This window comes from Streptomyces sp. NBC_01476 (genome assembly GCF_036227265.1).
Lineage (GTDB): Bacteria > Actinomycetota > Actinomycetes > Streptomycetales > Streptomycetaceae > Actinacidiphila.
The window spans coordinates 993,564-1,006,814 of sequence record NZ_CP109446.1 but is presented as its reverse complement, the minus strand read 5'-3'; the positions used below and the strand labels follow the sequence as shown (position 1 = coordinate 1,006,814).

At 74.3% G+C, this 13,251-nt stretch carries 12 protein-coding genes; 9 read left to right on the top strand and 3 right to left on the bottom strand.

Annotated elements, in window-relative coordinates; translation table 11 throughout:
• Positions 1 to 88: 88 nt before the first annotated feature.
• The 6 genes from OG552_RS04475 (at position 89) to OG552_RS04450 (ending at position 5,450) form a co-directional block, all read left to right on the top strand.
• On the top strand, positions 89 to 721 hold the full coding sequence (locus tag OG552_RS04475) for a bifunctional 4-hydroxy-2-oxoglutarate aldolase/2-dehydro-3-deoxy-phosphogluconate aldolase (protein ID WP_329129774.1): 633 nt from the start codon (positions 89 to 91) through the stop codon (positions 719 to 721).
• On the top strand, positions 718 to 1,698 hold the full coding sequence (locus tag OG552_RS04470) for a sugar kinase (protein ID WP_329129773.1): 981 nt from the start codon (positions 718 to 720) through the stop codon (positions 1,696 to 1,698). Before OG552_RS04475 ends, OG552_RS04470 begins: the two co-directional genes overlap by 4 nt.
• Positions 1,699 to 1,833: 135 nt before the next feature.
• Complete coding sequence (locus OG552_RS04465; protein ID WP_329129771.1) at positions 1,834 to 2,982, top strand: inorganic phosphate transporter; 1,149 nt, start codon at positions 1,834 to 1,836, stop codon at positions 2,980 to 2,982.
• 37 nt (positions 2,983 to 3,019) lie between these two features.
• Entirely contained in the window at positions 3,020 to 3,256 is a 237-nt protein-coding gene (locus tag OG552_RS04460) for a hypothetical protein (RefSeq protein ID WP_329129770.1), read from the top strand.
• 45 nt (positions 3,257 to 3,301) lie between these two features.
• Positions 3,302 to 4,225 (top strand): polyphosphate kinase 2, encoded by a 924-nt coding sequence (gene ppk2 / locus OG552_RS04455; RefSeq protein WP_329129768.1) that lies wholly within the window; start codon positions 3,302 to 3,304, stop codon positions 4,223 to 4,225.
• Between the two features lie 121 nt (positions 4,226 to 4,346).
• Positions 4,347 to 5,450 (top strand): P1 family peptidase, encoded by a 1,104-nt coding sequence (locus OG552_RS04450; RefSeq protein ID WP_329129767.1) that lies wholly within the window; start codon positions 4,347 to 4,349, stop codon positions 5,448 to 5,450.
• A 257-nt stretch (positions 5,451 to 5,707) separates the two neighbouring features.
• On the opposite strand, the gene OG552_RS04445 is transcribed toward OG552_RS04450, so the two are convergent.
• From OG552_RS04445 to OG552_RS04435, 3 genes are all read right to left on the bottom strand, one after another.
• The gene (locus OG552_RS04445; protein ID WP_329129765.1) at positions 5,708 to 6,907 is read right to left on the bottom strand and encodes a glycosyltransferase; all 1,200 of its coding nucleotides are present in this window, start codon (positions 6,905 to 6,907) and stop codon (positions 5,708 to 5,710) included.
• Between the two features lie 173 nt (positions 6,908 to 7,080).
• Positions 7,081 to 9,273 (bottom strand): protein kinase domain-containing protein, encoded by a 2,193-nt coding sequence (locus OG552_RS04440; protein WP_329129764.1) that lies wholly within the window; start codon positions 9,271 to 9,273, stop codon positions 7,081 to 7,083.
• 74 nt (positions 9,274 to 9,347) lie between these two features.
• The gene (locus OG552_RS04435; RefSeq protein ID WP_329129763.1) at positions 9,348 to 10,484 is read right to left on the bottom strand and encodes a hypothetical protein; all 1,137 of its coding nucleotides are present in this window, start codon (positions 10,482 to 10,484) and stop codon (positions 9,348 to 9,350) included.
• 298 nt (positions 10,485 to 10,782) lie between these two features.
• On the opposite strand from OG552_RS04435, the gene OG552_RS04430 reads away from it, so the two are divergent.
• The 3 genes from OG552_RS04430 (at position 10,783) to OG552_RS04420 (ending at position 13,247) form a co-directional block, all read left to right on the top strand.
• The gene (locus tag OG552_RS04430; protein ID WP_329129762.1) at positions 10,783 to 12,186 is read left to right on the top strand and encodes an AI-2E family transporter; all 1,404 of its coding nucleotides are present in this window, start codon (positions 10,783 to 10,785) and stop codon (positions 12,184 to 12,186) included.
• Positions 12,187 to 12,332: 146 nt separating this feature from the next.
• Positions 12,333 to 12,551, top strand: a complete 219-nt coding sequence (locus OG552_RS04425; RefSeq protein WP_329129761.1) for a hypothetical protein — start codon at positions 12,333 to 12,335, stop codon at positions 12,549 to 12,551.
• Positions 12,552 to 12,803: 252 nt separating this feature from the next.
• Positions 12,804 to 13,247 (top strand): response regulator, encoded by a 444-nt coding sequence (locus OG552_RS04420; RefSeq protein WP_329129760.1) that lies wholly within the window; start codon positions 12,804 to 12,806, stop codon positions 13,245 to 13,247.
• Positions 13,248 to 13,251 lie beyond the last annotated feature (4 nt).

Here is a 13,251-nt window from a genome sequence, read left to right as displayed (position 1 = left end):
TGCCCGCCGCGTCGCCCTGACCCCGGTCCCGCGTCACCGCCCCCGCGGCCGACCGCCGTTCCCCGCCCCGTAGAAAGGCCCCCCGCAGATGGACCTGCTCGCCGCACTGCGTACGCACCGGCTCGTCGCGATCGTGCGCGGCACCGACCCCGAGGCCTCCTTCCGGTCGGTGGTCGCGCTGGCCGAGGAAGGCGTCGCGCTCATCGAGGTGTCGCTCAGCGGCGCCGGCGCCCTGGAGGTGATAGCCAGGGCCCGGGCCGAACTCGGTCCCGCCGCGCCGCTGGGCGCCGGCACCGTGCTCAGCACCGAGGACGCGCGGGCCGCGCACACGGCCGGGGCCGACTTCGTGGTCACCCCCGGCCTCGGCTCCGGGGTCACCTCCGCCCGCCGGTTGGGGCTGCCGGCGCTCGCGGGCGTGATGACCCCGACCGATGTGGTGGCCGCGCTCGCGATGGGCGCGGAGGCGCTGAAGATCTTCCCCGCCGAGCAGGCCGGCGGCCCCGGCTATCTGCGGGCGCTGCGCGGCCCGTTCCCCGCTCTGCCCTTCGTGCCGGTCGGCGGGGTCGACGCGGCTGCCGCCCGGGCCTACTTCGCCGCCGGGGCGGTCGCCGTCGGTGTCGGCTCGCCGCTGCTGGGGGACGCCGCGGACGGCGGCGACCTGGCCGGACTGCGGGCGCGGGCGGCCACCTTCCTTGCGGTGGCGGCGGAGGCCGGCCAGTGACCTCGACGGTGGCAGGGCCGGTGGTCTGCGTCGGCGAGACGATGGCCGCCCTGGTCCCAGAACCGGTGGGGCCGCTGGCCGGCGCGGCGGCCCTGCGGATCGCGGTGGCCGGCGCCGAGTCCAATGTGGCGATGTACCTCGCCGACCACGGGGTGCCCGCCCGCTGGGTCTCCGCGCTCGGCGACGACCCGTTCGGGCAGCGGGTGCGCGCCGAGGTGGCCGCCCGGGGCGTGGACGTCAGCGCGGTGCGCACCGACCCGCACCGCCCGACCGGACTGCTGGTGAAGGACCCCGCGGCGGTGGCGACCCGGGTCCACTACTACCGGCAGGGCTCCGCCGCCTCCGCCCTCGGACCCGACCTGCTCGACGACACCGCCGTCCAGGACGCCGGCACGCTGCACCTGACCGGGATCACCGCCGCGCTGTCGGCCTCCTGCCTGCTGCTGGTCGAGGAGGCGCTGCGCGGTCCGCACCCGGTGAGCTTCGACGTCAACCACCGCCCCGCGCTGTGGACCGACGGCGCCGCCCCCGGCGTGCTGCGCGGCCTCGCCGACCGGGCCGACCTGGTCTTCGTCGGGCTGGACGAGGCCCAGGCCCTGTGGGGCGCGGGCATCACCGGCCCCGGCGACGTACGCGCCCTGCTGCCCGGCCCGCGGCTGCTCGTCGTCAAGGACGGTGGCCGCGCGGCCACCGCCTACGACGGGCCTGACCCGTACACCGTGCCCGCGCTGCGGACCGACGTCGTGGAACCGGTGGGTGCGGGCGACGCGTTCGCGGCCGGCTTCCTCGCCGGACTGCACCGGGGCGAGAGCGTGCCGCGGGCGCTGCGGCTGGCCCACCTCACGGCAGGCGCCGCCCTGCGGGTCACCGGCGACCACGGCCCCCTGCCGCCGGCCGCCCGGATCAGCGCCCTGCTGGCCGCACCGGACGAGGAGTGGGCCCGCACCGGCGCTGCGGACACCCGGTCCCAGGGCTGAGCCGGGACAGGCCGCAGGCCTGCGGGAAGAGGGCGAACAGCCGGGTCCGCGACGCTCGCTGACCGGTCCCCGCCGTGTACCGCACCTTCACGTGTCCTTCCCTGTTCGTACGCCTGCCCCTGCTTAATTGGTGAGATGGACCACATCACCTTCCTTGTGGCAATGGTCATCGTCACGGCTCTGGCCTTCGACTTCACCAACGGATTCCATGACACCGCCAACGCGATGGCCACCTCCATCGCGACCGGCGCGCTGCGGCCCAAAGTGGCCGTGCTGATCAGCGGCGCGCTGAATCTGGTCGGTGCGTTCCTGTCGACCGAGGTCGCCAAGACGATCTCCGGCGGCATCGTCAACGACGCCCTCGTCACGCCCGGCATGATCTTCGCCGGGCTGGTGGGGGCGATTTTGTGGAATCTCATGACCTGGCTCCTGGGTCTGCCGTCCAGTTCCTCGCACGCGCTCTTCGGCGGCCTGATCGGCGCGGTGTGGGTGGGCGCCGGCCGCAGCGGCGTGCACTTCGACATGGTCGTGGAGAAGATCCTGATTCCCGCCGTCGCCTCCCCGGTCGTGGCCGGCCTGGCCGCGCTGGGCGCCACCTACCTCGCCTACCGGCTCACCCAGCGGACCAAGAAGGACACCGTCTCCAAGGGCTTCCGGGCGGGCCAGGTCGCCTCGGCCTCCCTGGTCTCCCTCGCGCACGGCACCAACGACGCGCAGAAGACCATGGGCGTCATCACGCTCGCGCTGATCTCCTGCGGCGCCCTGGGCAAGAACGCCGGCCCGCCGGTCTGGGTGATCCTCACCGCGGGGCTCGCCATCGCGATGGGCACCTACATCGGCGGCTGGCGGATCATCCGCACCATGGGCAAGGGCATCGTCGACATCGAGTCCCCGCAGGGCTTCGCCGCCGAGTCCGCCTCCACCGCGGTGATCCTCACCTCCGCCAACCTCGGGTTCGCGCTGTCCACCACCCAGGTCTGCTCCGGCGGCATCCTCGGTGCCGGCATCGGCCGCAAGCTCGCCGAGGTGCGCTGGGGGACGGCCGGTCAGATGGCGCTGGCCTGGCTGGTGACGCTGCCGGCCGCCGGCGTGGTGGGCGCGCTGGCCGCCAGTGCGGTGGTGCACGGCGGCACCCTCGGCACCGTGCTGATCGCCGTCGCGGCGCTGGCCGTCGCCGCGGTCATCGTGGTGCTGTCCCGCCGCAACCCGGTCCACGCGGCGAACGTCAACAACGCCCCCACCACCGCGGTCCGCCCGCCGGCCCAGGCCGGCGTGAGCGCCTGAGCCGAACAGTCAGCCGAGAGGAAGGGAGAAAGGGAACATGAGCATCGACTGGGGATCCCTCGGAGAGGTTGCCGTGGTGAGTATCGGTGCCACCATCGGTGTGGTGGCGGTCTTCGCCCTCGGAGTACGCGCGCTCGCCGAACGCGACACGGTGCGCTCCGAAGGCGGCAATGGTACGTTTGCGCAGGTCAGTGCCGGTGCGTGCTTTGCTGTCTGTGCGGCGGCGGTGCTGTACGGGCTGTATCTGATCATCCCCCAGTTCCATCAGCGGTGACACGGGAGGGGACGGGCGGGCGAGTGACGAGAAGGCGGGCGGGCGATGAGTACCAGCTTCTCCACCAACGGGACTCCGCTGCCGGCGGGGATGCAGGTGGACTACACCGACCAGGACGACCCGGTGCTGATCCGCCCCGACGGCAGCGTCGTCGACACCTGGCGGGAGAACTACCCCTACGACGCCCGTATGGAGCGGCCCGAGTACGAGCACCACAAGCGCCTGCAGCAGATAGAACTGCTGAAGCTGCAGAGCTGGGTGAAGGAGACCGGCCAGCGGATCGTGATCCTCTTCGAGGGCCGGGACGCGGCGGGCAAGGGCGGCACCATCAAGCGGTTCATCGAGCACCTCAACCCGCGCGGTGCCCGGGTCGTCGCGCTGGAGAAGCCCACCGAACGCGAGAGCGGGCAGTGGTACTTCCAGCGGTACGTGGCGCACCTGCCGACCGCCGGTGAGATCGTGCTCTTCGACCGGTCCTGGTACAACCGGGCCGGGGTGGAGCGGGTGATGGGCTTCTGCACCGACGACGAGTACCACCGCTTCATGCGGCAGGCGCCCGCCTTCGAGCGGATGCTGGTGGACGACGGCATCCACCTGGTGAAGTTCTGGTTCTCGGTCTCCCGCGACGAGCAGCGCACCCGGTTCACCATCCGCCAGGTGGACCCGGTGCGGCAGTGGAAGCTCAGCCCGATGGACCTGGCCTCGCTCGACCTGTGGGACCGCTACACCGCGGCCAAGGTCGCCATGTTCCAGGAGACCGACACCGACTACGCCCCCTGGACGGTGGTCAAGAGCAACGACAAGAAGCGCGCCAGGGTCGAGGCCATGCGCAGCGTGCTGGCCCGCTTCGACTACAGCGACAAGGACGAGGAGGTCGTCGGCGAACCGGACCCGCGGATCGTCGGCGCCGCCGCCAACCTGCTGGAGGCGGGCGAGGACGCGGCGGCCCGCTCCGAACTGCAGTCGTGACCGGCGCCGTCACCGCCGTACTGCGCGGGCACGCCGTGCCGGTCACCGGCGAGGATGTGAAGCTGTAGCCGCGACCACGGGCGGCGCCCGACAGCACCGGCAGCGAAGGCGGGACGAGCACGTGAGCGGAGCGGGACGACCGGGCGCGGCGAACGCGCTCACCGACGTCGGCGGCCTGCGGGTCGGCCACGCCGAGCGGCGCGAGGACGGCTGGCTGACCGGTGTCACCGTGGTGCTGGCCCCGGAGGGCGGCGCCGTCACCGCGGTGGATGTACGCGGCGGCGGGCCCGGCACCCGGGAGACCGACGCGCTGGACCCGCGCAACCTCGTCCAGCGGATCGAGGCGGTCGTGCTCACCGGCGGCAGCGCCTTCGGGCTCGACGCCGCCTCCGGGGTGGTGGGCTGGCTGGAGGAGCAGGGCCGCGGTTTCCCGGTCGGCGCCGGCCGGGTGGTGCCGGTGGTGCCCGCCGCCGCGCTCTTCGACCTCGGCCGGGGCGGGCGCTGGACCGCCCGCCCGGGATCCGCTCTCGGCCGGGCCGCGGTGGAGGCCGCCGCGGCCACCGAGGAGGGCGCCGCGGTGCCGCAGGGCGTGGTCGGCGCCGGCACGGGAGCGGTCGCCGGCGGCCTCAAAGGCGGTGTGGGTACGGCGAGTTGGCTGCTGCCGTCGGGGACGACGGTGGCCGCGCTCGCGGTCGTCAACGCGGCCGGTTCCGTGGTGGACCCCGACACCGGGGCCCTGTGGGGGGCCAGGGCCGGGTGGGCGGACGAGTTCGGGCTCGACGGCTCCGCGCTGCCGCAGGCCACGGTCGCCCGGGCGCGCGCCCGGCTGACCGCCGTGCGCCCGCCGGCCTTCAACACCACGCTCGCCGTCGTCGCCACCGACGCCGCGCTGACCCGGGCCCAGGCACAGAAGCTGGCCGGCACCGCGCACGACGGGCTGGCCCGGGCGGTCCGACCGGTGCACCTCCTCTCCGACGGCGACACCCTCTTCGCGCTGGCGACCGGGCGCCGGCCCCTGGTCCCGCCGGACCCGCTGCCGCCCGGCGACGCGGCGTTCGGTGTCCACAGCGAAGCCGGCGCGGTCAACGAGATCCTGGCCGCGGGCGCGGACACCCTGACCCGCGCGGTGCTGCACGCGGTCCTCGCGGCCCGGAGCGTCACCGGACCCGGCGGTGACTTCCCCGCCTACCGGGACCTGTACGAACTCACCGACCGGCCCGCCTGAAAGCTCTGGGCGGCCCGGCCGGCCCGCGGACGTCGGACGGCGGGCTGCCGCCGGGCTGCCCGATGACGGGCCTGAGAGCTCTCGGCGGGCCGGCCGGACAGCCGGCGGGCGCCGCGGGCCGACCCGACGACGGGCCTGAGACCTCTTGGCCGGCCGGACAGCCGGCGAGCTGCCGCCGGCCGGCGCCCGGCGGCAACCCGGAGCGCCGCACCCGCCGGCCCGGCCGACCGGCACCCGCCGGCCGGCCCGAGCGACGGCTAGAAGGGGTCGGGGAGTGCGGCCGGGGCAGGCGCCAGGCCGTGGTGCACCTGCTCGATCAGCGTGCCGTAGGCGGCGATCATGCGCTCCCGGCTGAACCGCTCCCGGCTGCGCTCCAGGGCCGGTGCGAACGCGGCGGCACCGGCCGCCGCCTCGCTCCAGGCCGCCGCGATCACCGCCGGGTCCGGCGGCGTGAGCATCCCGTGCCCGGCCACCAGCTCCGCGCAGTCGCCGACATCGGTGGCCACCGGCACCGCGCCGCACATCATGCCCTCGATCAGGCACAGCGGCGCCGCCTCGCCCGACGACGAGGTGAGCGACACCACGTCGGCCGCCGCGTACACCGTCTCCATGTCCTGGCGCACCCCGAGCAGCGACATCCGCTCGGCCAGCCACGGCTCGTCGCCGAGCGCCGCGTCGATGTCCGCCCGCAGCCCCGGATTGGCCGCGGTCATCCCGGCACCGCACATCAGCACGTGTCCGCGCGGCTCCTGGCGCAGGAAGCGCCGGGCCGCCCGCAGGAAGAGGGGCACGTTCTTCATGCCCGCGTACCGGGCGGCGAAGACCACGAGCGGTGCCTGGTCGTCGATGCCGAGCGACGCCCGCCACCGGGCCCGCTGGACCGGATCGGGACGGAACCGCAGCAGGTCAACCCCGTTGGGGATCACATGCAGCAGCTCCGCGGGCACCCCGGCCGCCGCGTACGCGGCCCGGGTCGACTCCGCGCAGCACACGCCGGCCCGCAGCCGGCCCGCCTCGACCGCGGCGAGCAGTGCGTCCAGCGCCGGACCCTGGTTCTCCGGGTCGGACCGGTGCAGACAGACCACAACCGGCCGCAGCGGCAGACCGGCCTGATTGAGCAGGGCCAGCGGCTGCTCCTTCAGTGACAGCACCACATCCGCGGCGGCCGTCGCCCGCGCGGTGGCCGCCAGTTCTGTGGCGCTGAACGGCTCCCCCTCGGCCGCGTCCGTACCGCGGCGCAGTGCCGTGACGGGGACGCCCGCGCCGGTCAGGGAGCGGTAACAGGCGTCGTCCTCCATTCGCTGCCGAGTCGCTTCCCGGTGCATTTCGCCCTGCACGGTCAGCACCGCGTGCTCTTGCGCACCGCCGTGCAGACCGAGGATCACATCGCTGTGCAGAATGCGGGCTCCGCCTGAAAAGAAGCCTTCGTAAACCGACAGCACACGCAGTTCGCTCATAACGCGCACCCATCGCCGTCCCGCGGTGGCGGGAAATATACGGAACCCCCTTGACCAGCGGGTTAGCCGCGATCGGAGCACTCGAAACTAGATGCCGTGTGAATTCCGCATTGCCGATGATGACGCGGCAGGTTACATGGATGAATCACCCGTGGTGAGAGCGGCGCGGTCCGTCAACGCCACGACGGATGGCCTTCGGGAACATTGCCTGTGGTGAGCTTCCTGGCGCCCGTTCCGTCCGCTCTGACCGCCCATACGGCCGGCGTCTCGACCGGCCCGCGCACATACGCCACCCACTTCCCGTCGGGGGACCAGGACGGATCCATCTCCTGGTCGCCGCTGGCGGCCAGCGGGCGGTCGCCCGAGCCGTCCGCGCCGACCACATGGATGTCGCCCTGGCTGCCGGAGAGCGGCTTGCCGTAGGTGTAGACGAGGAATCTGCCGTCCGGCGACCACATCGGGTCCCGGGCGCGTTCGCTGCCATGGGTGATCTGTACGGGCGCGGCGTCCGGGTGGGCCAGGTCGATCAGGAAGATCTGGGAGAGACCGGAGACGTCCTTCCACACCGCGATCCTGGTGCCGTCCGGCGACCAGGAGGGATCGTCGAGCCCTGCGGTCCCGTGCGTGATCTGCAGGGCGGAGCCGTCGGCGGCGTTGACCGTCCAGAACTGCTGCACGCCCTTGGTCCGGCGCACGACCCCCAGCCGTTCGCCGTCCGGGGACCAGGTGGCCCGGCCACCCTGGACCGGCGCGACCTCATGCGGGTTCGAGCCGTCGGCGTCCGCCACCCAGACCGCCGACGACCCGGCGGTGGTCCGGGTGAAGGCGAAACGGGTGCGGTCCGGCGACCACTGCGGCAGCTCGTCGCAGCTCCCGCCGGAGACCAGCCGCCGGGGGTCGTCGCGGCCCGGGGCCCGGACCGCGATCACCCCGTGGCAGGTCTGCGGGAAGCCGGGCGCGGTGTCCTCACGGACCAGCAGCGGCTGGGCCGGCAGGGCGGCCGGAGCCGCGGGGGCGCTCGTGGAGCCGGTACTGGACGGGGACCCGGTGCCCGCGGCGTGGCTTCCGTTGCCCGCGGTGCCGGCATCGCCGGACCACGGCTGCGCCACCAGCAGGCCGGCGGCGGTCCCGGCGACCACCAGTACGGCGAGCGCGACCAGCAGCGCGCGCCGCCGCCGGGGCCGCACTGTCCCCGCGCTGTAGGGGGCCGCCGGCGGGCCGAAGGCGCTCGGCGTGCCGCCCTGACCCCCGGGCGGCGGCGGGGTGTCCGGCGCTTGCGGATAGGCCGAGCCGGGGAACGCGGCGGCGCCCACCGCCCCGCCGGCACCGGCGGCACCGTCGGAGGCCGGACCGGTGGGGCCGGGAGCAGGGTCGGCGTGCGCCGCCCTGACCGTCTGCGGGTGTTCCGGTGGGGGAGTGGCCTTGACCGTCTCCGGGTGGGCCGCCCCGCCGGCCGCCGCGGAGGCAGCCGCCTGGTAGGTGTCCGGGGTGTTCGTCGGCAGCGGCTCGATCCGCCGCAGCATCGCCGTCGCGGCGGCCGGCAGCCAGTCGCCGTCGGGGAGGTGCTGGACCGTCAGCCGGGCGAGGAAGTCCGCGGGGGACGGCCGGTCGGCCGGGATCTTCGCCAGGCAGTCGGCGATCAGCGGGCGCAGCTCGGGCGGAACGGCGGCCAGGTCGGGTTCCTCGTGGACGACGCGGTAGTGCCGGGCGGCCGAGGGCCCGTCGCCGAACGGGAACGCGCCGACGGCCTGGCTCAGCACCACCCCGAGCGCGAACATGTCCACCGCGGGCGTGACCGCGCCACCGGTCAGCTGCTCGGGCGCCAGATAGCCGGGCGTACCGATCTGCAGGCCGGTCTGGGTCAGTGCGGTGCCGTCCAGTGCCCGGGCGATGCCGAAGTCGATGACCCGCGGGCCGTCCTCGGCCACGATGATGTTGGCCGGCTTGAGGTCGCGGTGCATCACCCCGACCCGGTGGATCGCCTCCAGCGCCTCGGCGAGACCGGCCGCCAGCACGGTGACCGTACCGACCGGCAGCACCCCCACGTTCAGCAGTACCGACTGCAGGGTGGGTCCGGGGACGAAGGCGGTGACCAGCCAGGCCGGATCGCCGTCGGGGTCCGCGTCCACCACCGGCGCGGTGTGGAAGCCGCCCACCTTGCGGGCCGCGGCCACCTCGTCGGCGAAGCGGCGCCGGAAGCCCGGCTCGGTGCTCAGCTCCGGCCGCACCACCTTGACCGCGACCGCCCGCCCGGACAGCGACCGGCCGAAGTACACCACCCCCATGCCGCCCTGGCCGAGCCGTCCGACCAGGCGGTAACGCCCCTGTCCCACCGACGTGGGATCGCCCGTTTCCAGCGGTCTCATGCCGCCCCCCATTCCAGCACCGCCCGAGAGACGGCCCCTTGCCGTCCCAGACCGCGGAACACCGTGACGGCGGGCTATCGCGCCGTCCGCAGCCGCCGCCGGGCGACCATCAGCAGCATCCCCGCCAGGAGCAGGGTGCTGCCCCCGGTCAGGAAGGCGATCCGGGTCGTTCCGCCGCCCGTCACCGCCAGGGTATTGGGCGTATCGGCCGGTTGCACGTGCTTCGGCGCAGCCGCCGGGCGGGCGGCCGGCGAGGCGGGGCCGGTGGGCGGTCCCGTGGTCGCGGTCATCGGGTGCACGGGCAGTGCGGCGGGCAGCGGAGTGGGGGCGGCCGGGGTTGGCGTCGGCGTGGGGGTCGGTGACGGTACGTCGATCCGCCGGCTGAGCCCTCCGGTCGCCACGACGTCGAGATAAGGGTCGGCCGGTCCGTCGACGCTCGCGGTCACCGTGCCGGCCACGGCGGCCGGGAAGGTCACCGAGAAGCCTCCGTCGGAGCCGGTGGTGGCCTTCTCGACCAGCAGCGGGAGTCCGGCGGCCCGGTAGGTCACCCGGACGTCCGCGCCGGGGACGGGCAACGGGCCGAGCCCGCTGTCCCGTTGGAGGGTGCCCCGCGCGGTCACCGGCCGGCCGGCCGCCGAGACCGCGCCCACCTGGTAGTCCACGGTCAGCCGGGCGGTGCTCGGCGTGGCGGTGATCTCGACGCGGGCCTCGGCGTTCTGCGCCGGCGGCGTCGGTGAGGCGGTGCTCCCGGGGCCGCCGGGGCCGCCCGGGCCTTCGGGGGTGCCGGGCCGCAGCACCGCGCGGACCACCACCGTGCGCGGGCCCGGTACGGTGCCCGGCGCGGCCGGCAGGGCGATCGGGACGTCGTCCAGCCGGAAGGCGCCCTGCGCGTCGGTGGTCACGGTGCCCAGCGAATCGCCGTCGTCCGCCGGGACGGCGGCGGACCGCAGCAGCTCCACCGTCTCCCCGGCGGCGGCTTCCTCCGGACCGCCGCTGTTGAGGCGCCGCAGCAGCTCACCGGTGAGCGTCACCGTGCGGTGGTCGTAGTCGGTCGCCGCGGGCGCCGCGGTGAAGCCGGCGAACACGTAGGTCCAGGCGCGGTGTTCCGGCGGCGCCGGGTACGCCGTCGCGATCCCGGGCACGGCCGCGAGCAGCGCGAGCACGACGATCGCGGCTGCGCGCCCGCGCACGGCTGCGGCGATGGGTGACACCGGTCCCCTCCCCCTGACATCTGTTGGACCGCCGACCACGTACCGACGTTGTGCCCGGGAAAAGGGAATTTCGTGTGATCCGGGCATGAACCACCGCCCAACACGGGTGGCTGTCGGCTGCCCGTGCGGTGCGTACCGAGGGTATCGGCCGACTGGCCGTACCCGGTGACGCGGCCCGAATCATCACCGTTGGTGCGGGTAGACGCGATGCGACGCCGGGCCGGCGGGCGCGGGGCCCCTGCCGACGCCGCATCGCGAACCGGCCCGCAGGGTCCACCGTCGCGAGGGAGACACCAGCATGTCCGACACACCGGCCGATACGGCAGCACCGTCCACCGGGCCCCGCGACACCCCCGGGCAACCGGCCGGGACCGACGGGCCCGTCACCCGGACGGGCGTCATCGCGCCGGATCCGGCCACCACGGGCGGCGGAGCCCCGGAGCGGTCCGACACCGGCCGGCAGAGCACGGAGAGCCCCGAGAACACGGAGAGCGCCGGAAGCACCGGGAGGCCCGGGAGCCCCGAGAACGCGAAGAGCGGCAGAAGCACCGGAAGCCCCGGGGCCGCGGACGCCGACAGCAAGGACGACGCCGAGCGCAAGGACGACACCGAGAGCACCGTCCGCCCGGCCCGGCCGGCCGGCCGCTGGGTGCGCCGGCCGGCCGCGGCACTGGCGGCCCAGGGCTCCTCCTGGTTCCGGATCGGTTTCGGGCTCGGACTCGGCGCGGTGCTCGCCTGGCTGCTGGTGCAGACGGTCCTGCAGATCAGCGAGTTGCTGACGCTGCTGCTGCTCTCCTTCTTCATCGCCGTCAGCCTGGAGCCCGCGGTCGCCCTGCTCTGCCGGCTCGGGCTGCGCCGCGGCTGGTCGGTGGCGGCGGTGCTGGTGGCCTTCGCCGGAGTGCTGGCCGGCTTCGTGGCACTGGTCATCCCACCGGTCACCGCCGCCGTCAACGCGCTCTCGAACGGGGTGCCGCGCTGGCGCGACCAGCTACACGACCACCACTCCACGCTCGGCCGGCTGGAGGACCACTACCACGTCATCGAGAAGGTGCAGGCCCAACTCGGCTCCGGCGGCGCCTCCCAGGTGGCCGGCGGGGTGCTGGGCGCGGGGCAGATGGTGATCAGCCTGGTCACCTCGACGGTGATCGTCATCACCGTCACGCTGTACGTGATGGCCGCGCTGCCGGCGATCAAGCGGTTCGGCTACCGCTTCGTGCCCGGCACCCGCCGGGATCGGGTGGAGTCGGTCACCGAGGAGATCCTCAGCCGGGTCGGCCGGTACATGCTCGGCAACATCGCCACCTCGGCGATCGCGGGCGTGGCCACCTTCGTGTGGTGCGAGGCGATCGGTGTGCCGTACCCGGCCGCGCTCGGCTTCTTCGTGGCGCTGATGGACATGGTGCCGGTGGTCGGCTCGACCGTCGGGGGAGTGGTGGTCAGCCTGGTGGCGCTGGCCGCCTCGCTGCCGGTGGCGATCGCCACAGCGGTCTTCTACGTCGGCTTCCGGGTCGCCGAGGACTACCTGATCATGCCGCGGGCGATGAAGTTCGCGGTGGACGTGCACCCTGTGGTGACGGTGGTCGCGGTGCTGGCCGGCGGTTCGCTGCTCGGCATCATCGGCGGCCTGGTCGCCATCCCGGCGGCCGTCGCGCTCGGCATCGTGCTGGACGAGTACGTCTTCCCCCGCACCGACGCGTCCTGACCGGGCGGCCCGGGCGGCCCGGGCGCGGACAGCCGGTTTGGCGGCGCCGTCCGGGGCAAGGCGCACTGATGCGGCTCGCCCGCGTCTCCGCCTTCCCCGGGCGTGGGCGAGCACCCGACGCATCCCCTACGACGGAGGAGGCCCTGATGCGGACGACCTTGGGTGTGGTGCTGGCGCTGTGGGGCGTCTTCTTCGTACTGTTCAGCGGCCGGGTGGCCCGCGGGCAGTATCCGCGGGGCCGGGTGGCCGCGACCGAAGCCCCCGCCGGGGGCGCCGGGCCGCACCGCGCGACCACCGCGTTCAACGCGGTCGTCGGCTGCGTGCTGACCGCCTGCGGTATCGCCCTCGCGGTCGGCGCCTTCTAGCCCGCGCCTTGTTGGCCCGCGCCTGTGACCGTGCGGTGCGCCTTCCGGCCCCGCGTCTTCGGGCCCCCGCGTCTACGGACCCCGCGTCCTTCCGGCCCCGTGCGGAAGCCGGCCGGCCGGTGTGATCCACGGCGCTGACAACTCCTGTTGTCGCCCGGGCGGCGGCATCTCTAGGATTCGGTATCTGTCCCACCCCGGGCCGCGCCTCCGCGCGGCCCGGGTTTCCGTGTCCACGGCACCAGGAGCCACCCGATGAACGGCCTCAACCAGTCCCGTAGCTACAGCGTCCTGCTGGTCGAGGACGACCCCGCCGACGCCCTGCTCATCGAGGACGCACTGAGCGAAGGCGGCGTGGCCCGGACCCTGGTCCACGTGGAGGACGGCATCGAGGCGCTGGAGTACCTGCGCGACCCCGAGCGGGAGCGCCCCGACCTGATCGTGCTCGACCTCAACATGCCGCGGATGAACGGCCGGGAGCTCCTCGCGGTCCTGCGGGACGACGAGGAGCTCAGCTCCATTCCGCTGGTCGTGCTCACCACCTCGGCGGCGCCCGACGACATCACCGACGCCTACCAGAAGCACGCCAACGCCTACGTCACCAAGCCGGTCAACCTGGACGACTTCCTGCTGGCGGTGCAGCGCATCGACGCCTTCTTCCTCGACACCTCCGCGCCGCTGCCCCGCGACCGCAGGTGACCGC

Excerpts from the sequence above, each read along its gene's own strand:
- OG552_RS04475 (WP_329129774.1), top strand. The coding sequence starts at position 89 with ATGGACCTGCTCGCCGCACTGCGTACGCACCGGCTCGTCGCGATCGTG.
- OG552_RS04445 (WP_329129765.1), bottom strand. The coding sequence starts at position 6,907 with ATGAGCGAACTGCGTGTGCTGTCGGTTTACGAAGGCTTCTTTTCAGGC.
- OG552_RS04425 (WP_329129761.1), top strand. The coding sequence starts at position 12,333 with ATGCGGACGACCTTGGGTGTGGTGCTGGCGCTGTGGGGCGTCTTCTTC.
- ppk2 (WP_329129768.1), top strand. The coding sequence starts at position 3,302 with ATGAGTACCAGCTTCTCCACCAACGGGACTCCGCTGCCGGCGGGGATG.
- OG552_RS04430 (WP_329129762.1), top strand. The coding sequence starts at position 10,783 with ATGTCCGACACACCGGCCGATACGGCAGCACCGTCCACCGGGCCCCGC.
- OG552_RS04420 (WP_329129760.1), top strand. The coding sequence starts at position 12,804 with ATGAACGGCCTCAACCAGTCCCGTAGCTACAGCGTCCTGCTGGTCGAG.
- OG552_RS04465 (WP_329129771.1), top strand. The coding sequence starts at position 1,834 with ATGGACCACATCACCTTCCTTGTGGCAATGGTCATCGTCACGGCTCTG.
- OG552_RS04440 (WP_329129764.1), bottom strand. The coding sequence starts at position 9,273 with ATGAGACCGCTGGAAACGGGCGATCCCACGTCGGTGGGACAGGGGCGT.
- OG552_RS04460 (WP_329129770.1), top strand. The coding sequence starts at position 3,020 with ATGAGCATCGACTGGGGATCCCTCGGAGAGGTTGCCGTGGTGAGTATC.